The organism is Polaromonas sp. (assembly GCF_039930745.1).
In the GTDB taxonomy this organism is placed as follows: Bacteria; Pseudomonadota; Gammaproteobacteria; order Burkholderiales; family Burkholderiaceae_C; genus Polaromonas.
The window spans coordinates 1-19,904 of the sequence record NZ_JBDTTH010000083.1 but is presented as its reverse complement, the minus strand read 5'-3'; the positions used below and the strand labels follow the sequence as shown (position 1 = coordinate 19,904).

General features: G+C 60.3%; 17 protein-coding genes. 13 read left to right on the top strand and 4 right to left on the bottom strand.

All coding sequences use genetic code 11. The features are described 5' to 3' along the window. A partial coding sequence (gene coq7 / locus ABI660_RS19005; protein WP_348071013.1) for a 2-polyprenyl-3-methyl-6-methoxy-1,4-benzoquinone monooxygenase occupies nucleotides 1-476 on the bottom strand: 476 nt, incomplete at its 3' end. Nucleotides 477-1,038: 562 nt separating this feature from the next. Here coq7 and ABI660_RS19000 point away from each other — a divergent pair. The 9 genes from ABI660_RS19000 to ABI660_RS18960 all read left to right on the top strand — a co-directional run bounded on the left by ABI660_RS19000 (nucleotide 1,039) and on the right by ABI660_RS18960 (nucleotide 11,766). Then, the gene (locus ABI660_RS19000) at nucleotides 1,039-2,205 is read left to right on the top strand and encodes a porin (RefSeq protein WP_348071011.1); all 1,167 of its coding nucleotides are present in this window, start codon (nucleotides 1,039-1,041) and stop codon (nucleotides 2,203-2,205) included. A gap of 15 nt (nucleotides 2,206-2,220) precedes the next feature. Beyond that, nucleotides 2,221-3,081: a DUF3047 domain-containing protein gene (locus ABI660_RS18995; protein WP_348071009.1), complete on the top strand. Its 861-nt coding sequence runs from the start codon at nucleotides 2,221-2,223 to the stop codon at nucleotides 3,079-3,081. 142 nt (nucleotides 3,082-3,223) lie between these two features. Continuing rightward, on the top strand, nucleotides 3,224-4,801 hold the full coding sequence (locus tag ABI660_RS18990; protein ID WP_348071007.1) for an ABC transporter substrate-binding protein: 1,578 nt from the start codon (nucleotides 3,224-3,226) through the stop codon (nucleotides 4,799-4,801). 128 nt (nucleotides 4,802-4,929) lie between these two features. Then, the gene (locus ABI660_RS18985) at nucleotides 4,930-5,907 is read left to right on the top strand and encodes an ABC transporter permease (RefSeq protein WP_348071005.1); all 978 of its coding nucleotides are present in this window, start codon (nucleotides 4,930-4,932) and stop codon (nucleotides 5,905-5,907) included. Beyond that, nucleotides 5,907-7,139: a M20 aminoacylase family protein gene (locus ABI660_RS18980; RefSeq protein ID WP_348071003.1), complete on the top strand. Its 1,233-nt coding sequence runs from the start codon at nucleotides 5,907-5,909 to the stop codon at nucleotides 7,137-7,139. The genes ABI660_RS18985 and ABI660_RS18980 overlap by 1 nt, the downstream gene beginning before the upstream one ends. Before the next feature lie 34 nt (nucleotides 7,140-7,173). After that, nucleotides 7,174-8,754, top strand: a complete 1,581-nt coding sequence (locus tag ABI660_RS18975) for an ABC transporter substrate-binding protein (protein WP_348071001.1) — start codon at nucleotides 7,174-7,176, stop codon at nucleotides 8,752-8,754. 12 nt (nucleotides 8,755-8,766) lie between these two features. Continuing rightward, entirely contained in the window at nucleotides 8,767-9,678 is a 912-nt protein-coding gene (locus tag ABI660_RS18970; protein ID WP_348070999.1) for an ABC transporter permease, read from the top strand. Nucleotides 9,679-9,790: 112 nt separating this feature from the next. After that, nucleotides 9,791-10,768: an ABC transporter ATP-binding protein gene (locus ABI660_RS18965; protein WP_348070997.1), complete on the top strand. Its 978-nt coding sequence runs from the start codon at nucleotides 9,791-9,793 to the stop codon at nucleotides 10,766-10,768. Beyond that, nucleotides 10,765-11,766, top strand: a complete 1,002-nt coding sequence (locus ABI660_RS18960; protein ID WP_348070995.1) for an oligopeptide/dipeptide ABC transporter ATP-binding protein — start codon at nucleotides 10,765-10,767, stop codon at nucleotides 11,764-11,766. The genes ABI660_RS18965 and ABI660_RS18960 overlap by 4 nt, the downstream gene beginning before the upstream one ends. Before the next feature lie 598 nt (nucleotides 11,767-12,364). Here the strand turns inward: ABI660_RS18960 and ABI660_RS18955 are convergent. Together ABI660_RS18955 and zwf are read right to left on the bottom strand one after the other, a co-directional pair. Continuing rightward, entirely contained in the window at nucleotides 12,365-13,213 is an 849-nt protein-coding gene (locus ABI660_RS18955; protein ID WP_348070993.1) for an SIS domain-containing protein, read from the bottom strand. A 267-nt stretch (nucleotides 13,214-13,480) separates the two neighbouring features. Then, nucleotides 13,481-14,947 carry a glucose-6-phosphate dehydrogenase gene (zwf, locus tag ABI660_RS18950; RefSeq protein ID WP_348070991.1) on the bottom strand — a complete coding sequence of 489 codons (1,467 nt, stop codon included), beginning with the start codon at nucleotides 14,945-14,947 and terminating at the stop codon, nucleotides 13,481-13,483. 112 nt (nucleotides 14,948-15,059) lie between these two features. On the opposite strand from zwf, the gene tal reads away from it, so the two are divergent. The 4 genes from tal to ABI660_RS18930 all read left to right on the top strand — a co-directional run bounded on the left by tal (nucleotide 15,060) and on the right by ABI660_RS18930 (nucleotide 19,003). Beyond that, a complete protein-coding gene (gene tal / locus ABI660_RS18945; protein WP_348070989.1) occupies nucleotides 15,060-16,007 on the top strand; it encodes a transaldolase in 948 nt (315 codons plus the stop codon). Then, the gene (gene pgi, locus ABI660_RS18940; RefSeq protein WP_348070987.1) at nucleotides 16,004-17,584 is read left to right on the top strand and encodes a glucose-6-phosphate isomerase; all 1,581 of its coding nucleotides are present in this window, start codon (nucleotides 16,004-16,006) and stop codon (nucleotides 17,582-17,584) included. The genes tal and pgi overlap by 4 nt, the downstream gene beginning before the upstream one ends. A 90-nt stretch (nucleotides 17,585-17,674) precedes the next feature. Continuing rightward, a complete protein-coding gene (locus tag ABI660_RS18935; RefSeq protein WP_348070985.1) occupies nucleotides 17,675-18,589 on the top strand; it encodes a DUF3047 domain-containing protein in 915 nt (304 codons plus the stop codon). A gap of 102 nt (nucleotides 18,590-18,691) precedes the next feature. Then, nucleotides 18,692-19,003 carry a DUF805 domain-containing protein gene (locus tag ABI660_RS18930; RefSeq protein WP_348070983.1) on the top strand — a complete coding sequence of 104 codons (312 nt, stop codon included), beginning with the start codon at nucleotides 18,692-18,694 and terminating at the stop codon, nucleotides 19,001-19,003. A gap of 197 nt (nucleotides 19,004-19,200) precedes the next feature. On the opposite strand, the gene ABI660_RS18925 is transcribed toward ABI660_RS18930, so the two are convergent. Beyond that, nucleotides 19,201-19,904: TCP-1/cpn60 chaperonin family protein (locus tag ABI660_RS18925; protein ID WP_348070981.1), on the bottom strand; the 704-nt coding region annotated here is incomplete at its 5' end.

Here is a 19,904-nt window from a genome sequence, read left to right as displayed (position 1 = left end):
TGGTCGCCTTCGGGCAGGCGTTCCAGGTGGCTGGCCAGATGCGCTTCCACCTGGCGCTCGGTTTCCACCACAAAACCCAGGCTGACCCGGTCACCCAGACGGCCCGCCAGCAAGCCGAGCCCGAAGGCGCCGGCATACCACAGCGGGTTGAGCAGCGAAGGCCGGGCACCTAGCTCCTCCAGCCGTTCACGCGTCCAGGCCAGGTGGTCGCCTTCTTCCTTGCTCGCCTCCAGGAATTGCTGTCGCAAGACAGGGTTTCGCGTGCTCAGGGCCTGCGAGGCGTAAAGCGCCTGGGCACAGACCTCGCCGACATGGTTGACGCGCATCAGTGCTCCCGCCAGCGTCTTGTCGGGAGCGCTCAGCTCCGTGCCTTGCCCCGGAAGGGTCGGGCAGGTGCGGCTCGCATGCGGCTTGGCAAACAGGGTGCGCAGGGCGCTATCGGCGGCATTGAGCAGGGTGTCCATGGCGGTGTCCATCGCTTGTCCGTTGGTAGAAGTGCAGATGAAAGTTTATCCAGTCGTGCCTCATGGTGGAGGCTGCGCTTGTCGAGGGACGCGTCCAGCACTGTGATTGCGATCGAAACACAAGAAACTGCCCGCCGTACACCGCGTTGGGAGAGGGGAGGCGAATCCAGCTGCGTCACTTCGCGGCGACGCCTCGTGGGGTTAAAAAGTTTCCACTCTTCCGCAGCAGCATGCACCTGAAAAGTGTCGCCGGGCTTCGCGCAGGAAAATGTTCCATACTTGCACATAGCATTTCCATTCTGGGATAGGGCTGGTTTTCATTGTTTAATTTGTAACTTGTAATACAAATTGCAGCACTCTGTTCCCGGCGATAGACGGTCTTCCTGTTGGATTGAACGGTCGGCTTTCGGGTCGATGGTATTTGTTGCAGGGGTGCAACGGAAATGAATTTATCGGGCTAATTCCTTTGCGAAAGCCTTCGGCCTCTGGTGCAATACATACAACTTCCTAAATGGAGGTTGGCCCGGGGATCCAAAATCCTGGAGCCCTATGTTTAACCTTGGAGAAACTCGCAATGAAAAAATCCCTAGTCGCTTTGGCTATTCTGGCTGCTGCCGGCGTGGCTTCGGCCCAGTCTTCCGTGACCCTGTTCGGCGTTGTTGACGTGGCTTACGCTCACGGTTCCGGTTCCGGTGCTGGTTCTTCCAGCAAGAGCCAACTCATCAAAAATGGTTACAACTCTAGCCGGCTTGGGTTCCGTGGTACGGAAGACCTCGGCGGCGGCATGTCTGCTTCCTTCTGGCTGGAAGCCGGCTTCGCTCCTGATTCAGGCACCGGCGAAGCTAGCAATACGAACAATCAAAACCCCAGTGCTACTGCTCTGAATGCTGGGGATACACAGCGTCTGGCCAACAACCAGGGTCTGACTTTCAACCGTCGTTCGACTGTCAGCCTGGCCAGCGGCCTGGGTGAACTGCGTCTGGGCCGTGACTACACGCCTCATTTCTGGAATCAAACCGTGTTTGATCCGTTCGGCACCAACGGCGTGGGCACCAACCAGACTCTGAATTCCGGCCTCGGCGGCGTAACTGCTGTCCGTGCTTCGAACAGCGTTGGCTACTTCCTGCCAGGCAACCTGGGCGGCTTCTACGGCCAGTTCCAAGCCTACATGGGCGAAAACAACAAGAACGGTGCAGTGACTGAAAAAGACGGTAGCGGTTCTTCCATCCGTCTCGGTTGGGCTAACGGCCCGGTCAACGTGGCTATTGCAACGTCCAGGACCAAGTTCGCTCGGACTGGGGCTGTTGCTGCTGTAGCTGCTACTCCGGGCAATGTCGGTGCGGCTGCTGTCGCTGCAGGCGGCGGCGATGTCAAATCGACCAACATCGGTGGTTCGTACGACTTCGGCGTGGCTCAACTGATGGCTTTGGCTACCCGTGACCGCGTTGATTCAGCTACCGCTGTGACGGGCAAGGGCGCTTTGATCGGTGGCTTGGTTCCCCTGGGTGCTGGTCAGATCCGTGTGGCTTACTCCACCTACAAAACCGACACAGCTGCTGCACCGAAGTCCAAGAAAATTGCTCTGGGCTATGTGCACAACCTGTCCAAGCGTACGGCCCTGTACACCACGTTCGCTCGCGTGACGAACAGCGGTGGTGCAACCCAGGCTCTGAACGGTGCCACTACTGCAGCGAACAACCGTTCGACCGGTTACGACTTCGGTATCAAGCACTCCTTCTAATGGCTGGCTGGCCTTGTGTCAGCTTCCAACAGAAAGCTTAAAAGCCGCCTTCGGGCGGCTTTTTTTATGGGAGTGCAGGAACGTCGCTTTGATGGAATTTCAATGAAACAGCGTTGTGCTGCGCGATGGCTGGGTGGATGTGCGGTGCTTGTGGTCCTGCTGCAATTGATGGCTTGTTCATCACTGACACCATCGCCCGAACAGACAAGCCCAAGCCAGACACCCTGGGTGATGCTGTCTGTCGGCAGTCAGCACGCGCCTGGCTGGAAGCATCACGTTTTTCCAGGCAAATCCGCCAGCCAGTTTCGCTATGTACAGAAGGATGGCCGCGCGGCAATGGCGGCGAACTCTTTATCTTCTGCCAGCATGCTGCGTCAGGTGATGCGTGTGGAGCCCAGTGAACTGGCCAGCTTGCGGTTTTCGTGGAAAGTGCCTGCGCTGATAACGCGCGCCGACATGGCTTTGCGTGACGCCGATGATTCGCCGGTGCGCATCCTGCTGATGTTCGAGGGGGATCGTGGAAAATTCTCCAGCAGAAACACCATGTTGTCAGAGCTTGCGCGCGCTCTGACCGGTGAGGAGCTGCCCTACGCAACCTTGATGTATGTGTGGTGCAACACGCGTGCTCCAGGCTCGGTCATTGTGAACCCCCGCACTGACAGGATACGCACGCTGGTTGTTGAGTCAGGTGTTGGCAAGCTCCAGCAATGGATCGACTACGAGCGTGATATCCGTGCGGACTATGAAACAGCTTTCGGTGAAGCGCCGGGTGCACTTGTCGGCATCGGCATCATGACGGACAGCGACAACACACGCACCAGCACTCAAGCCTGGTATGGGCCTGTCACCCTCGGAACTGCTGCAAAAGGGCGCTGACCGGTGTTCTGGCCTGAGAGTTGCGTGTGTCTCATTTGCGCGCAAGTTTTGTGCGCAGCACATGGACGTATTTCAGGGGAAACCCCTTGCGTGCCTCCGATATCGCGGTTGTATATTTGTCCCTTCCTTCCGAGAGAGAACCATGAAATTCCAACCCCTCCTGATCGCGGCTGCGGCAGCCGCAGTGCTGGCCACCGTGCCGGCCCACGCCAAGACCTTCAAATGGTCCAGCGCGAGCGACATTCCGACCTTCGACATTCATTCACAAAACAATGCACTGGGCAATGGTGTCCATGCGGCCGTCTACGATTCGCTGGTTTACTACAACAGCCGCACCTTCAAGGTGGAGCCACAACTGGCCGCCGCGTGGCGCGAGGTTTCGCCAACACAGGTTCGCTTTACTCTGCGGTCCGGTGTGAAATTCAGCGACGGTTCGCCGCTCACTGTCGAGGATGTGGTTTTTTCTCTCACGCGCGCCACCGCCAAAACTTCAAACTACGCGGTTTATACACAAGGCATTGACAAGGTGGTCAAGGTCAACGATTCGACCGTGGACATCATGCTGAAAGGGCCGAACCCGGTGCTGCTCAACCAGCTGACCGAATTGCGCATCATGAGCAAGGCGTGGGCCGAGAAGAACAAATCGGTGGAGCCCAAGGACATCCGCGCCAAGGACGAAACCTTTGCCCACCGCAACGCCATGGGCACAGGCCCCTACACAGTCAAGGAGTGGCAGCCTGACCAGAAGCTTGTTCTTGTTTCAAACCCCAATTACTGGGGCAAGAATGAATCCAATGTCACCGAAATCATCTACACGCCAATCAAGTCAGAAGCCACCCGCGTGGCAGCCCTGCTGTCGGGGGAAGTCGATTTTGTCCTGGATCCGAGCATCCAGGATCTGGGTCGCCTGCGCAGTACGGGCAACCTCAAAGTCATCGATGGGATTGAAAACCGCACAATTTTCTTTGGCATGGACCAGTTCCGCGAGGAATTGCCGGGTTCCAACATCAAAGGAAAAAACCCGCTGAAAGACCAGCGTGTGCGCATGGCCCTCTACCAGGCCATCGACATCAACGCCATCCAGCGCGTGACCATGCGTGGCCTGAGCCAGCCAACAGGCGCCATCGTGGCTCCCCAGGTCAATGGTTGGGCTGAAAGCGTCCACAAGCGCCATCCTTATGACCCGGAGGCTTCCAAGAAGCTGCTGGCCCAGGCGGGTTACCCCAACGGCTTCGAGGTGGACTTCGCCTGTCCGAACAACCGGTATATCAACGACGAGGAAATCTGCCAGGCCGTGACTGCCATGTGGGCGCGCGCTGGCGTGAAAGCCAAGCTGCGTACCTTGCCGCTGGTCACCTATTTCCCGATGATCCAGCGTTACGAGGCCAGCATCTACATGCTGGGCTGGGGTGTGCCCACCTTCGATGCGCTCTACAGCCTTCAGTCACTGGTTCGCACCGTGGGCGCTGGCGGGGACGGCAACTACAACGTCGGCCGCTACAGCAATCCGCGCATGGACTACATCGTCGATCGCGTGAAGGTCGAGACCGATCTGCCGGTACGCAACCGCCTGCTGGCCGAGGCCCTGCAATTGTCCAATGACACGGTTTCGCACATTCCGCTGCACAACCAGATCATTCCCTGGGCGATGAAGAAGAACATTGACGTGGTGCATCGGGCCGACAACCGGCTCGACTGGCGACTGATCAAGGTCAATTGAGATCGATGCCAAAAGAAGGCCCTTCGGGGTCTTTTTTTTGCGATATTTTCTTTAAGCCTAAAGGAAATCCCGGTATCGGCACAGTGCTTGCTCTGCTAGCATTGGCCCTCGCTCAAAACCATACCCCGATGTTTGCATTTATTCTCCGTCGCCTGTTCCAGGCCGTGATCGTGATGGTTGCTGTGGCCTTTATTTCCTTCATGCTGTTCCAGTATGTAGGTGACCCGTTGGTGTCTCTTCTGGGGCAGGACGCAAAACCTGACCAGATCGCAGCGTTGCGCGCCGATCTGGGGCTGGACAAGCCCTTTTTCGTGCAATTCGGTCACTTTCTGCTCAATGCCGTGCAGGGCGAGTTTGGCCTGAGCCTGCGCCAGGGCGCCAAGGTTTCCCGCCTGATTGCCGAACGCTTTCCTGCCACGCTGGAACTTGCGCTGGTGGCCGCAGTGATGGCGCTGGTGATTGGTGTTCCCATGGGTGTGTATGCGGCGCTGCGCCGCGGGACCTTTTTGAGCCAGGTGCTGATGACAGTGTCTCTGCTGGGTGTGTCGCTGCCCACCTTCCTCATCGGGATTTTGCTGATCCTGTTTTTCTCGGTCGGCTTGGGCTGGTTTCCCAGTTTCGGACGCGGCGATGTGGTGCAAATGGGCTGGTGGAGCAGCGGGCTGTTGACAGCCCAGGGCTGGCACCATATTGTCTTGCCGGCCGTGACGCTAGCCATTTTCCAGCTGACGCTGATCATGCGGCTGGTGCGCGCCGAAATGCTGGAAGTGCTGCGTACCGACTACATCAAGTTTGCCCGTGCGCGTGGGTTGTCCAATCGCGCCATTCATTTCGGGCATGCGCTCAAGAACACCCTGGTGCCGGTGATGACCATTACCGGCCTGCAGCTCGGGGGGCTGATCGCTTTTGCAATCATCACCGAAACCGTGTTTCAGTGGCCCGGCATGGGCTTGTTGTTCATCCAGGCCGTGACCTTTGCCGACATTCCCGTGATGGCGGCCTACCTGTGTTTGATCGCGCTGATCTTTGTGGTGATCAACCTGGTGGTTGATCTGCTTTACTTCGCCGTTGACCCACGCCTGCGCATGGGCGGGGGAGGCCACTGATGCTCGCGCCCCGTCCCGCCCCGACACTGAAGGCCAGCGGTCGCGCGTTTGCGAAAATTTCCGAATTTCATCCTGAACTTACGGCCTTTCGCCGTGACCTGCATGCTCACCCGGAGCTCGGTTTTGAAGAGATCTACACCGGTGCCCGTGTGAAGGAAGCGCTCGAGCGTTGCGGGGTGGATGAGATCCATACCGGCATCGGCAAGACAGGACTGGTCGGGGTCATCAAGGGCCGGCAGAGCAGCAGCGGCAAGATGATCGGCCTGCGGGCCGACATGGACGCCCTGCTCATGACCGAACACAACGACTTTGCCTGGAAATCCTCGCGTGCCGGCCTCATGCACGGCTGCGGCCACGACGGGCACACGGCGATGCTGGTGGGCGCGGCGCGCTACCTGGCCGCCACGCGCAATTTCGACGGCACGGCCGTGCTGATTTTTCAGCCCGGCGAAGAAGGCTTTGCGGGCGCTCGCGTCATGATTGAAGACGGTTTGTTTGATCGCTTCCCGGTGCAGGCCGTGTATGGCATGCACAACTGGCCATCCATGAAACCCGGCACGGTGGGAATCAACGTTGGTCCCATGATGGCTGCGGCGGACCGGATCACCATCGACATCATTGGGCGTGGCGGGCATGGCGCCCACGCCTACATGACGGTAGACCCGGTGCTGGTGGCAGGGCACATCATCACGGCGGTGCAAAGCATTGTTTCGCGCAACGTCAAGCCCATTGACAGCGCCGTGATCAGCCTGTGCGCCATGCACGCGGGCGACCTGGGCGCCATGAGCGTGGTCCCGGGCAAGGCCACACTGGTGGGCACGGTCCGTACTTTCAGCCCGGACGTGCAGGACATGATAGAGCGGCGCCTTCATGAGTTGTGCGGCGCGATTGCCTTGGGTTTCGGTGCCACCGCCTCCGTGAACTACGAGCGCATTTACCCTGCTACCATCAATTCGGACAAGGAGGCCGTGTTCGCTGGCGACGTGGCCGAGGCCCTGCTGGGTACAGACCACGTGGTGCGCGACATGGAGCCCAGCATGGGCGCGGAAGATTTTTCATTCATGTTGCAGGTCAAGCCCGGTGCCTATATGCGCATCGGCCAAGGCGCCGAAAACGGCGTCGGCAGCTGTTTCCTGCACAACAGCCGCTACGACTTCAATGACGACATTTTGCCGCTGGGCGCCGCTTTGCATGCGGGCCTGGTGGAACAGTCCCTGCCTTTATCCGTGTAGATCAGAAGACATTTCATTCAACAGGAGCATTCCCATGAACTTCAAGAAAAAAGCGACACTGGCCCTAATTGGCTCTGCGCTAGCAGCTGCAAGTTTTGTAGCGTCCGCAGTTACCCTGCGTGTTGCCAACCAGGGTGATGCGCAGTCGCTGGACCCACATTCGCTGAATGAATCCTTGCAGCTCTCGGTGGTCGGCAATGTTTACGAGCCGCTGGTTACACGCGACCGCAACTATAAACTCGCGCCTTCGCTGGCCACCGACTGGAAGCAAACTTCGCCTACCGTCTGGCGTTTTAATCTGCGCAAGGGCGTGGAGTTCCATGACGGCACGCCCTTCACCGCCGACGACGTGATCTTCAGCTATGAACGCGCCAAGGGCGACGGTTCGGACATGAAGAGTTATGTCGGCCAGATCAAGGAAATCAAAAAAATCGATGCGCACACCATCGACTTCGTGCTGAACAACCCATTCCCCATCCTGCCCGAGCTGTTCACGCAGTGGCACATGATGAGCAAGAAGTGGTGTGAGACCAACCAGGCAACCAAACCGGTGGATAGGCGCAAGGGCATTGAAAACGCCGCTTCCTTCCGTGCTAATGGCACCGGACCTTACCGTGTGCGCGAGCGCCAGCCGAGCGTGCGCACCACTTTCTCACGCAATGGCAACTACTGGGGCAAGATTGACGGTAATGTCGACGAAGTTATCTTCAACGTGATCGGCAACGACAGCACCCGCGTGGCCGCTTTGCTGTCAGGTGAGGTCGATGTGATGGAGCCGGTACCTGTGCAGGACGTGGCCCGGATCCAGGCGAACACCGCCCTCAAGGTGCTGCAGGGTCCTGAACTTCGCGTGATTTTCCTGGGCATGGACCAGAAGCGAGACGAACTGCTGTTCTCCAGCGTCAAGGAAAAAAATCCCTTCAAGGACAAGCGCGTGCGCCAGGCCTTCTACCAGGCCATCGACATCGAAGCCATCAAGAGCCGCGTGATGCGCGGTGCCGCCACACCCATGGCATTGCTGCTTCCGCCACAGGTCAAGGGTTACGCCCCCGACCTCGCCAAACGCCTGCCGTTTGACGTCGAAGCCGCCAAAAAACTCATGGCCGATGCCGGTTACGGCGCCGGTTTCGAGCTCAAGATGAATTGCCCCAATGATCGTTATGTGAACGACGGCGAGATCTGCCAGGCGGTCGCGGCCAATCTGTCGCGCATCGGCGTCAAGATCAACCTCGAAGCCGAAACCAAAAATAACTACTTCCCCAAAATCCTGCGTCGCGACACCAGCTTCTACATGCTGGGCTGGACCGCCTCCACGGTGGACGCGCACAACGTGCTCTACCCCATCATGTCCACACCCGGTGAAGGCGGCCGCGGCCAGTTCAACCTGGGTTCGTACAGCAACGCCAGGGTCGACGAATTGACTAACCTGGTGGCGTCCGAAACCGACGACAAGAAGCGCAACGAGATGATCCGCGAAGCCCTGAAGATCCACCAGGACGATGTGGGCCATCTGCCGCTGCACCAGCAGGCCATCAATTGGGCAACCAAAAAGAGCATTGAACTTGTTCAGTGGCCCGACAACGGCATGCCTTGGAAATTTGTGAAACTCAACTAATAAATCCGGTTGATGAAGCGCGCGCTATCCCGCTTGTGGGACGGCGACGTCGGCTACAGCTTTCGCACCTCTCCGGTGGCGATGTCTGCGGCCGCAGTTGCCCTGATCTGCATTTTCTGTTCGGTGTTTGCGGGCTTCGTCGCGCCGCACAACCCGTTTGACCTGACCACACTCGAACTCAGCGATGCCCGCCTGCCTCCGGCCTGGTCGGCAGAGGGCTCGAGCAAGTACCTGCTGGGCACTGATGATCAAGGCCGCGACATATTGTCGGCGCTGATGTACGGCGCCCGTGTTTCACTGGCCGTCGGCTTTGCTTCAGTGGTTCTATCGGTCGTGTTCGGTGTCGGCCTGGGTCTTCTGGCCGGTTTTTATGGCGGCTGGATTGACTCGGCCCTGATGCGCCTGTGCGATGTGATGCTGTCTTTCCCGGCCATTCTGGTAGCCCTGCTGATTGCCGGTGTGGGTCGCGCGTTGTTTCCCCATGCGCAGGATTCACTGGCCCTGGGGGTCCTGATCATCTCGATCACGCTCACGGGCTGGGTGCAATACGCCAGGACGGTGCGCGGCTCGACCCTGGTCGAACGCAACAAGGAGTATGTGCAGGCCGCGCGCGTGACCGGTGTCGCGCCCCTGCGCATCATGCGCCGCCATGTGTTGCCCAATGTGATGGGCCCGGTGCTTGTGCTCGCGACCATCCAGGTGGCTACGGCCATCATCACCGAAGCGACCTTGTCCTTCCTGGGCGTGGGCGCACCGCCCACATCACCTTCGCTGGGCACGCTGATCCGCATTGGCAATGACTACCTGTTTTCCGGCGAATGGTGGATCACCGTGTTTCCCGGCCTGATGCTGGTGACGATTTCACTCAGCGTCAATTTGCTGGGCGACTGGCTGCGCGATGCGCTCAACCCGAGGTTGCGGTGAATGTGGCCCCCACGCTTGTCGCTTCGCGTACTGCGCTGCCCCCCGAGGGGGCCGCTGCGCCTGCGAGCCGGCGGAGCCGGACCCGTGGCCCCTGCTTGAAAAAGAGAAGTCAATGAGTCTTTTACAAGTCAAGAACCTGATCGTCGAGTTTCCCGGCCGACGCGGCACTTTGCGCGCGCTGGACGATATCTCCTTTGATATCGCACCGGGAGAGATTCTTGGTGTGGTCGGCGAATCCGGCGCAGGCAAGTCGCTGACCGGCGCGGCCATCATCGGCCTTCTGGAGCCGCCGGGACGCATAGGCGGCGGGCAAATTCTGCTCGAAGGGGAGCGCATCGATAACCTGCCTTACGAGCAGATGCGCCATATCCGTGGACGAAGAATAGGTGCGATCTTCCAGGACCCGCTGACTTCGCTGAACCCGCTGTATTCCGTGGGGCGGCAACTGATCGAAACCATCCAGACCCATTTGCCGGTGAGCAACGCAGAAGCGCGCCAGCGCGCCATCGCCTTGCTGCAGGACACCGGCATTCCGGCTGCCGAGCAGCGCATCGAGCATTTCCCGCACCAATTTTCGGGTGGGATGCGTCAGCGCGTGGTGATTGCGCTGGCCCTGGCCGCCGAGCCCAAACTGATTGTTGCCGACGAACCGACGACGGCGCTCGATGTGTCCATCCAGGCGCAGATCATCATGCTGCTCAAGAACATCTGCAAGAAGCGCGGCGCCGCCGTCATGTTGATCACCCACGACATGGGCGTGATTGCCGAAACCTGCGATCGGGTGGCCGTGATGTACGCCGGGCGCATTGCCGAAATCGGCCCCGTACACGAGGTCATCAACCATCCGGCCCATCCCTATACCGCTGGCCTGATGGCGGCAATTCCCGACATCACCATGGACCGCGAACGGCTTAACCAGATTGACGGCGCCATGCCGCGGCTGAACGCCATCCCGACAGGTTGCGCCTACAACCCGCGCTGCCCCAGGGTGTTTGACCGCTGCCGGCAGGACAGGCCAGACCTGTTGCCTGCCGGGGCTACCCGCGCCGCCTGCTGGCTGCATGACGTCTCCGTCGGAGTTGCAGCATGAGCACCCCGGCACCACTCGTTCAGGCCAACGACCTGGCCAAGACTTTTGACGTATCGCCACCCTGGCTGAACCGGGTGCTTGAAGGCAAACCCAGGCTGATGCTGAACGCTGTTGACGGTGTCAGTTTCGAGATTGAAAAAGGCAAGACCCTGGCCCTGGTTGGCGAGTCGGGTTGCGGCAAGAGCACGGTGGCCCGCCTCTTGGTGGGTTTGTACGAGCCCACGCGTGGCGGGCTGACCTTCGACGGGAAGGACGCCCATGCCGCGTTCAGGACGCCGCGGGGCCGGCGGCTGCGGCGGCGCATCCAGATGATTTTCCAGGACCCCTATGCGAGCCTGAACCCGCGCTGGATTGTCGAAGACATCGTCGGTGAACCGCTCCGAGAACACGGCCTGATTACCAACGAAGCGGAGCTCAAGGCCAAGGTGGGCGAGCTGCTCAAGTCGGTGGGCCTGTCGCCGCTGGACATGGTCAAGTACCCGCACCAGTTTTCCGGCGGCCAGCGCCAGCGTATCTCGATTGCCCGCGCGCTCGCTACGGAGCCGGAATTCCTGGTTTGCGACGAGCCGACCTCGGCACTCGATGTCAGCGTGCAGGCGCAGGTGCTCAACATCATGAAAGACCTGCAGCGCGAACGCGGGCTGACCTACCTGTTCATCTCGCACAACCTGGCGGTGGTGCGCCATGTGAGCGACCAGGTGGGCGTGATGTACCTGGGGCGCCTGGTCGAGCTGTCCGACAAGCAGACCCTGTTTGCCAGCCCGCGGCACCCTTACACGCGCATGCTGCTGGACGCGATACCGAAGATGCACGACATCGGCCGGGACCGTACGCCGGTGCAGGGCGAAGTGCCCAACCCCCTGAGCCCGCCGACCGGCTGTACCTTTCACCCGCGCTGCCCGCATGTCAATGACCGTTGCCGCACCGAACGGCCGCAGCTCCTGAGCATCCACGGCGTGAAGATTGCCTGCCACGCAGTGGAAGAGGGGCGCATCTAGTTGCTATATATTTTGTAGCTGCTCGCGCCCGTCGAATAAGGGCTTGCTGTCGATTTCACTCTCAAAAAGCGTGAAATTAGCTTTTTCTAGCATGACGTTGCGCCCGTGGTCTGCTGTGGACAGTAGGACGGACTCCCTACTCCCAACCCCCGCCCTTCCATCGCCCCGCTGGGCGATGGAAGGGAGCTTCATTTGGCCGCTTGTGCTGCTGCCGCGTGCAAACATCACGGCCGCGTTCTCGACCTGGCGCGCAAAGCGCGTCAGGTCTCCCCGTATCCGAACCCGCTCCCGCTTTTATCCCCCACCCTTCTGTATGCGCCGAGGAGCGCAGGTCCAGCCGGATCAGGGCGAGCGATTGTCTGAGCGTAGCGAGTTCGAGCTCGACCCCGGCTGGACCGAGCACCGCAGGCTGCCCCCGTAGCGACAGCGAAGGGGGACGCAGACAGCAGGGTCGCCTTTTTCTTTGCTTACTTTCTTTTTGGCGACGCAAAAAGAAAGTGAGTTGCCGCCGGGCAACCCCCGGCTTGCTGGCAAGCCACAACCTCGGGAAGCAAAAGACGACTTAAACAAGCTGAACCCGAACCCCAAACGAAGAAGCTCAAGCGTACCGCTTACTCCGCAAATTGTTCTTCATTTCCTTGAGCAGGGGCTGCAGCTTGTCGCCGCCAATACGCAACGCCACTGTGGTCGCCAGGATGTCGATGATCATCAGGTGCAGCAGGCGGGACACCATGGGACTGTAGCGGTCGTAGCCTTCCGGATGATCCGCGGCCAGGTGAATATGGCCGGCGGCGGCCAGCGGCGAGCCGCTGGCGGTGATGACGATGGTGGTGGCGCCCTTTTTGCGGGCAATGTCGCAGGCATCCATCAGGTCGCGCGTGCGCCCCGAGTTGGAGATGATCACCACGCAGTCGCCCGGTTTGAGCAGCGAAGCGCTCATGACCTGCAAGTGGCCGTCACTGTAGGCGATGGCGTGCACCCCAAGGCGGAAGAACTTGTGCTGCGCATCCTGCGCGACGATGCCGGAGTTCCCGACGCCGAAAAATTCGATGCGCTGCCCGCTCTTGTAGGCGGAAACCAGCGCCAGCGCCGCCTTCTCGATGAGCGCCGGGCTGGCGTCATTGCGGTACTTCAGGAAGGCGGCCACCGTGTTGTCGATCACCTTGACCAGCACGTCGCCGGTCTTGTCATCGGTATCGACACTGCGGTGGATAAAAGGCACTCCTTCGCTGACGTTGCCTGCCAGCTTGAGCTTGAAGTCCGACAGGCCGTCATAACCAACGCTGCGGCAAAAGCGGATCACCGTCGGCTTGCTGACGCGCGCGCGCGCAGCCAGTTCGGTCACAGGCAGGTTGGCAAAGGCACGCGCGTCGCTGAGCACCAGATGCGCAACACGCTGCTCGGCAGGCGCCAGCGAAGGCAGACAGGCCTTGATGCGGTCAAGCACGGGATGTGGCCCCCACGGTCGTTCGCTTCGCGTAACTCCCTGCCCCCCGAGGGGGCCACCCCGCCTGCGGCCCGGCGAAGCCGGTTCCGCGGCTCGGACTGGTATTTCGGTGACTGGGAGTTTGCGGCGAATAGAGCGCCGGAGGTAGCAAGCCAAGGTCGGGATGGAAACTGCAAGCAGGGGCCGCGGGACTGGCTTCGCCAGACCGCAGGCGCAGCGGCCCCCCCGGGGGGCAGGAAGCTACACGCAGTGAGCGACCGTGGGGGCTCAACTCTCTTCACTCCACCAGTGGTTGTCCCGCGCAATCATGGCGCTCGACGCGCTGGGCCCCCAGGTGCCGGCGGTGTACGGCCGCGGGCCGTCCGCGTCATGTTTCCAGGCGTCAAGAATGGGCTCAACCCAGCGCCAGGCTTCTTCCTGCTCGTCACTGCGCACAAACAGGTTCAGCCGGCCGTCGATCACGTCCAGCAGCAGGCGTTCGTAGGCGCCGACGCGTTCGGTGCCGAAGCGTTTGTCAAAGTCAAGGTCAAGCTGCACGGGTGCCAGGGTCTGGCTCGCTGCACGAGCGCCCTGACGGTTGTCCTGGCCCTGCGCCAGCAGGTGCAGCTCCAGCCCGTCCTTGGGCTGCAGGTTGATCACCAGGCGGTTGCCGGCTCCTTGTGGTGATTTGAAGATGGCATGCGGCGTCGGGCGGAAGTTCACCTCGATATGCGCATCGCGGTCGGCCAGGCGTTTGCCGGTGCGAATGTAAAACGGCACGCCGGCCCAGCGCCAGTTGGCGATCTCTGCGCGCAGGGACACAAAGGTCTCGGTCCGGCTGTCCGGGTTGACGCCTTTTTCCTGCAGATAGCCGGGTACCGATTCACCGTTGATGTTGCCCGCGGTGTACTGGCCGCGAATTGCATGCTGCTTCAGGGTTTCGGGTGTCCAGGCCTTGAGCGAACGTAGCACCTTGAGTTTTTCGTCGCGTATTGCGTCGGCATGCGCATTGATCGGCGGCTCCATGCCGATGGCGCAAAGCAGCTGCAGCGCGTGGTTTTGCACCATGTCGCGCAGCGCGCCTGTGCTGTCGTAAAAGGCACCGCGCTTCTCAACGCCGAGCTCCTCGGCAATCGTGATCTGGATGTTGGCAATCGTCTCGCGGCGCCACAGTGGCTCGAACAACGAGTTGCCAAAACGCAGGGCAAACAGGTTTTGCACTGAAGGCTTGCCCAGGTAATGATCGATGCGGAAGATCTGCTTTTCCGGCAGCACGCGCAGCACGGCTTCATTGATCGCGCGGTTCGAGGCGAGGTCATGGCCCAGCGGTTTTTCCAAAACCACACGGGTTTGTGGGCCGTTCAGGCCGACGGCTGCCATGTTTTCGCAAATGGCCTGGAACAGCGTGGGTGCGGTGGCCAGGTACATCACCACGGTGTCGGCTTGACGCTCCTTGAGCATGGCGGCCAGTTGCGCATAGTCGGCCGGGCCGGAGAGGTCCATGCGCAGGTAGTGCAGCAAGGCGGCGAAACGCTCGAATTCATCGCCGGTGGGGCGCTTGGCGAGCTCCACGCTGTCAAAGCGTGAGCGGATCAGCTCGCGGTACTGGGCGTCGCTCATGGCATCGCGGCCCACGCCCACAATGCGGCCGTCTTTCGGCAGTGAGCCGTGGCGGAAGGCCTGGAACAACGCAGGCATCAGTTTGCGCCAGGTCAGGTCGCCAGTACCGCCAAACAGGACCAGATCAAAGCTCATGTTTTCCTTTCCAGGCGTATGTAATAAAGTTTCACGTATTGTTGCCATAATGGTAACTCAATCGGGTTTTGGTCTTACAGTGCCATGGCCGGGACCCACTTACACTTTCATCATGAACCAACTCGAAGCCCTCAAACAGTTCACCACCGTGGTGGCCGACACCGGTGATTTCAAGCAGCTCGGTGCCTACAAACCGCAGGACGCGACCACCAATCCCTCGCTGATCCTTAAGGCCGTGCAAAAGCCCGACTACCAGCCTTTGCTGGCCGAGGCAGTGGCGAAGTTCCGGGGCCGTGCTCTGGACGAGATCATGGACCGGCTGCTGGTGCGGTTTGGCTGCGAGATCCTGTCCATCATCCCGGGCCGGGTGTCAACCGAAGTGGATGCGCGTCTGAGCTTTGACAGCAACGCCACTTTCACGCGCGGCGAACGCATCATCGAGCTGTACCAGGCCGAAGGCATCCACATCGACCGGGTGCTGATCAAGGTGGCCGCCACCTGGGAAGGCATCGAAGCCGCGCGCCGGCTCGAAGAACGCGGCATCCACACCAACCTCACGCTGCTGTTCTCGTTTTGCCAGGCCGTGGCCTGTGGCCAAGCCAAAGTGCAGCTGATCTCTCCCTTCGTTGGCCGAATTTACGACTGGTACAAGAAGTCGGCCGGCGCAGCCTGGGACGAGAGCGCCCATGCCGGTGCCGATGATCCTGGCGTCCGGTCAGTGCGCGAGATCTACAACCACTACAAACATTTCGGTATCGCCACCGAGGTCATGGGGGCGAGTTTTCGCAACGTGGGGCAGATCACCGCGCTGGCTGGCTGCGACTTGCTGACCATCAGCCCAGAGCTTCTTGGCCAGCTGGCTGCCAGCAGTGCGCCGCTGGAGCGCGCGCTCGATGCCAAGGCCGCCCAGACACTGGATTTGCCGGCAATTAATTTTGACGAGGTGACTTTCCGTTATGCGCTCAATGAAGATGCCATGGCCACCGAAAAACTGGCTGAAGGCATACGTGCTTTCGCCGCAGATGCGGTCAAGCTTGAACAATTGATGCTGGCCGCATGAGTGCGCCCGCCACCATCCGTTGTCATCAGACGCCTGCCTGGGCGGGATTGCAGGCCTGTTTTGAGGCGTCCGGGAAAACCTTGGACCTGCGCGATGCGTTTGCCGCCAATCCCCAGCGGTTTGCGGAATTCAGCCAGGATGCGCCGTATGTTTTTGCGGATTTGTCCAAAAACCTGATCAACGCGTCCATCCAGGCCCTGCTGCTGGACCTGGCGCACCAGTGTGGCCTGGAGCAACACCGGGATGCGATGTTTGCCGGCGAGAAGATTAACTGCACGGAAAACCGTGCCGTCATGCATTTTTTATTAAGAAATCCGGCTCCAACCCCGCAGGGACGGGCGCAAGCAGCTACTGAAAAGATAGCGCCTGAACTTTCCCTGGTGCATGAAACGCTGGCCGCCATGCTGGCCTACGCGGAACAGGTGCGTGCGGACGAGGGCATCACCAACATCGTCAACATAGGCATTGGCGGCTCCGACCTGGGCCCGCAAATGGCGGTGCTGGCGCTGGAGGAGTTCCGCCTGCAGGGCAAGCGCCTTCATTTTGTTTCCAATGTTGACGGTCATGAGCTGGCCGGTGTGTTGGCGCAACTCAAGCCGCAGAACACACTGTTCCTGATTGCCTCCAAGACCTTCACGACCACCGAAACCATGACCAACGCCCTGTCGGCAAAACACTGGTTCGAGGCGCAGGGTGGCAAGGACGTCGCACGCCATTTCGCGGCGTTGACGACTAATGTTGCGGCAGCCAATGAGTTCGGCATTAGCACCACCTTTGGTTTCTGGGATTGGGTAGGGGGGCGCTACTCGCTGTGGTCGGCCATCGGCCTGCCGCTGGCGATTGCCATTGGTGCGCAGGGCTTCCGGGATTTGCTGGCCGGAGCGCACGCCATGGACGAGCATTTTCGCAACACGCCGCTGGAGCGTAATTTGCCGGTGCGCCTGGGCTTGCTTGATGTCTGGTACCGCAACTTTCATGGTTTCACCAGCCGCAGCATCGCGCCTTACAGCAGCGCCTTGCGCCGCCTGCCGGCTTACTTGCAGCAACTGGAAATGGAGAGCAACGGCAAACGCGTGGATGTGAACGGGCAGGCGTTGCCTTTTGCCACGGCACCCGTCCTCTGGGGGGAGCCGGGCACCAACGGCCAGCATGCCTACTTCCAGATGCTGCACCAGGGTACGGACGTGGTGCCGGTGGAGTTTGTTGCGGTCAAAAAAGCCGCGCACAGCTTGCCCGGGCATCACGACAAGCTGCTGGCCAATGTGCTGGCCCAAGCTCAGGCGCTGATGCTGGGCAAACACGACGGGGGTGGCCACAGGCACTTCCCCGGCAACCGGCCCAGCACCTTTTTGCTGCTCGATGAATTGACACCTGCCAGCCTGGGTTCATTGATTGCCCTGCAGGAACACCGTGTCTTTGTCAGCGGCGCCATCTGGGGCATCAACAGCTTTGACCAGTGGGGCGTCGAGCTTGGCAAGGTGCTGGCCCGCGACATAGAGACCAGACTGGCGACCGGTGATGATGCAGGGCTGGACGGCTCCACTGCCGGACTGTTGCAAAAGATCGTTTCGGGCTGATTCCCGCTCGGCTTTGTGCAATATTTCATTGCACAACCGCAGAGCTTCATGGTCAACTTCCCGTCTTGACCTGACTACTTTTCTCGCATCATGCTGATTCCCCCCGTGCCGTCTCAACGCGCGCTCACTCAACGCGGCTTCCACTTTCCGTTTTCAAGCCTGCAGGCATTCCAGGCGCGGCGTTTTAGCGGCCTGACTGCGGCATGCCTGGCCGTGAGCCTCATGGCCGGATGCGCAACACATATGGGGCAAGACGCAGACGTGGAGGACGCAGAGCCGGTTTCGCAAGGCGGAACGCTGGGCCCTGCGCCTGAAGTCACGGGCACGGCCTGGGCCGAACTGAGTGTTCCCGTGAAAGCTGACGGCTTCAAGGCCAATGACCTGTCCTGGGAAATCTTTCGCGTGCCAGGCAAGCAGCCCACTCGTTACAGCTATGTGCAGCACGCGGGACGCGACGCGGTGCGCGCCGAGGCCGATGCGACGGGTAGCATTTTGCGGCACCGCCGACGCATTGAACCGGCTGACCTGGGACGCATCAGCTTTTCGTGGAACGTACCACCACCGGGGACGGATGCCAACGCTTCGCTCACAGAACTGGAAGACGTGCCTGTGCGCGTGGTGCTGGCCTTCGAGGGCGATCGGTCGCGCTTCTCGATGAAAAACTCCCTGCTGTCGGAGCTGAGTCTTCTGCTGACCGGTGAGGAGTTGCCTTTCGCCACGCTGATTTATTCCTGGTCACGCGTCAACAAACCCGGTGATGTCGTCACAAACGACCGCACAGACCGGATCCGCAAGATCGTGGTGGATTCGGGCGACCAAGGCTACAACCAGTGGCTGAGTTATGAGCGCGATATCCGGGCGGATTACCGCAAGGCCTTTGGTGAAGAGCCCGGCGCGCTGCTGAGTTTCGCTGTGTTTACCGAGGGTGAAAGAAACGAGGGCAGGCTTCAGGCGTTCTACGGACCGCTGAAGCTTCTTCCGGCGGTGACCTCTGCACAGAAATAGAGCACGCCTTTTCGCTGCCTGCGGTGCTTGGGCGACGAGCGTGGCTGGCTTATCATGGCGCGGGGGAATTTGCCCTTGCACACTCCTGAGGAGGAGAACAACATGAACTTCGGCCAAGCCATATCGACCTGTTTGTCCAAATACGCCACTTTTTCCGGCCGCGCGTCGCGCCCTGAATTCTGGTGGTTTTTCCTGTTCCAGGTTCTGGTTTCCATCGTGGCTTCGATGATCAGCGATGTGCTTAATGGTCTGGTGGGACTGGCCCTGCTGCTGCCGGCTCTGGCAGTCGGCGCACGCCGACTGCATGACATCGGCAGGAGCGGCTGGTGGCAGCTCATCATGCTGACTGTGATTGGCTTCTTCGTGCTGATTTACTGGTGGGTCCAGCCCGGTAGCGAAGATGGCATTGAGTAACGCTGCCGCATTGGCCTGATTTCAGACCCGCATGAAAAAACCCGCAGGGCGTGAGCCCTGCGGGTTTTTGTTTTGGTCGGGAGCCTTTCAGCCGCCGGACGCAGCATGAGGGCTTAGCGCAAGGCGCCGGGTCGAAGACAGTACCAAAGGTACGGCAAGATCCGGCAACGTGGCGATCAGCCCTCAGACAAGGACCCTTACATGCCCATGTCGCCCATGCCGCCCATACCACCCATGCCACCAGGCATGCCGCCGCCGGCGCCGGACTCGTCTTTCGGAGCCTCGGCAACCATGCACTCGGTCGTTAGCATCAGCGACGACACGGACGCTGCGTTTTGCAGGGCAGTGCGGGTCACTTTGGTGGGGTCCAGAATACCCATGTCGATCATGTCGCCATAGGTTGCATTGGCGGCGTTGTAGCCGTAATTGCCTTTGCCAGCCAGCACTGCATTGACCACAACGCTTGGCTCTTCGCCAGCGTTAGAGACGATGATGCGCAGCGGCTCTTCGATGGCGCGCAGGATCAGCTTGATGCCGGCATCCTGGTCAGGGTTGTCACCCTTGATGGTGCCAGCCGATTGCTTGGCGCGCAGCAGGGCCACGCCGCCGCCGGCCACAATGCCTTCTTCCACAGCAGCGCGGGTAGCGTGCAGGGCGTCTTCAACGCGGGCTTTTTTCTCTTTCATTTCGACTTCGGTGGCAGCGCCAACCTTGATCACGGCAACACCGCCGGCCAGCTTGGCCACGCGCTCTTGCAGTTTTTCACGGTCGTAGTCGCTGGTCGCTTCTTCGATCTGGACACGAACCTGCTTGACGCGGGCTTCGATGTCAGCGGCCGCGCCGGCGCCGTCGATGATGATGGTGTTTTCCTTGCCCACTTCGATGCGCTTGGCCTGGCCGA

Coding starts and splice junctions, on each gene's coding strand:
- ABI660_RS18930 (WP_348070983.1), top strand. CDS start 18,692: ATGAACTTCGGCCAAGCCATATCGACCTGTTTGTCCAAATACGCCACT.
- ABI660_RS18975 (WP_348071001.1), top strand. CDS start 7,174: ATGAACTTCAAGAAAAAAGCGACACTGGCCCTAATTGGCTCTGCGCTA.
- ABI660_RS18970 (WP_348070999.1), top strand. CDS start 8,767: ATGAAGCGCGCGCTATCCCGCTTGTGGGACGGCGACGTCGGCTACAGC.
- ABI660_RS18990 (WP_348071007.1), top strand. CDS start 3,224: ATGAAATTCCAACCCCTCCTGATCGCGGCTGCGGCAGCCGCAGTGCTG.
- ABI660_RS18935 (WP_348070985.1), top strand. CDS start 17,675: ATGCTGATTCCCCCCGTGCCGTCTCAACGCGCGCTCACTCAACGCGGC.
- ABI660_RS18965 (WP_348070997.1), top strand. CDS start 9,791: ATGAGTCTTTTACAAGTCAAGAACCTGATCGTCGAGTTTCCCGGCCGA.
- zwf (WP_348070991.1), bottom strand. CDS start 14,947: ATGAGCTTTGATCTGGTCCTGTTTGGCGGTACTGGCGACCTGACCTGG.
- pgi (WP_348070987.1), top strand. CDS start 16,004: ATGAGTGCGCCCGCCACCATCCGTTGTCATCAGACGCCTGCCTGGGCG.
- ABI660_RS18985 (WP_348071005.1), top strand. CDS start 4,930: ATGTTTGCATTTATTCTCCGTCGCCTGTTCCAGGCCGTGATCGTGATG.
- ABI660_RS18980 (WP_348071003.1), top strand. CDS start 5,907: ATGCTCGCGCCCCGTCCCGCCCCGACACTGAAGGCCAGCGGTCGCGCG.
- ABI660_RS19000 (WP_348071011.1), top strand. CDS start 1,039: ATGAAAAAATCCCTAGTCGCTTTGGCTATTCTGGCTGCTGCCGGCGTG.
- tal (WP_348070989.1), top strand. CDS start 15,060: ATGAACCAACTCGAAGCCCTCAAACAGTTCACCACCGTGGTGGCCGAC.
- ABI660_RS18960 (WP_348070995.1), top strand. CDS start 10,765: ATGAGCACCCCGGCACCACTCGTTCAGGCCAACGACCTGGCCAAGACT.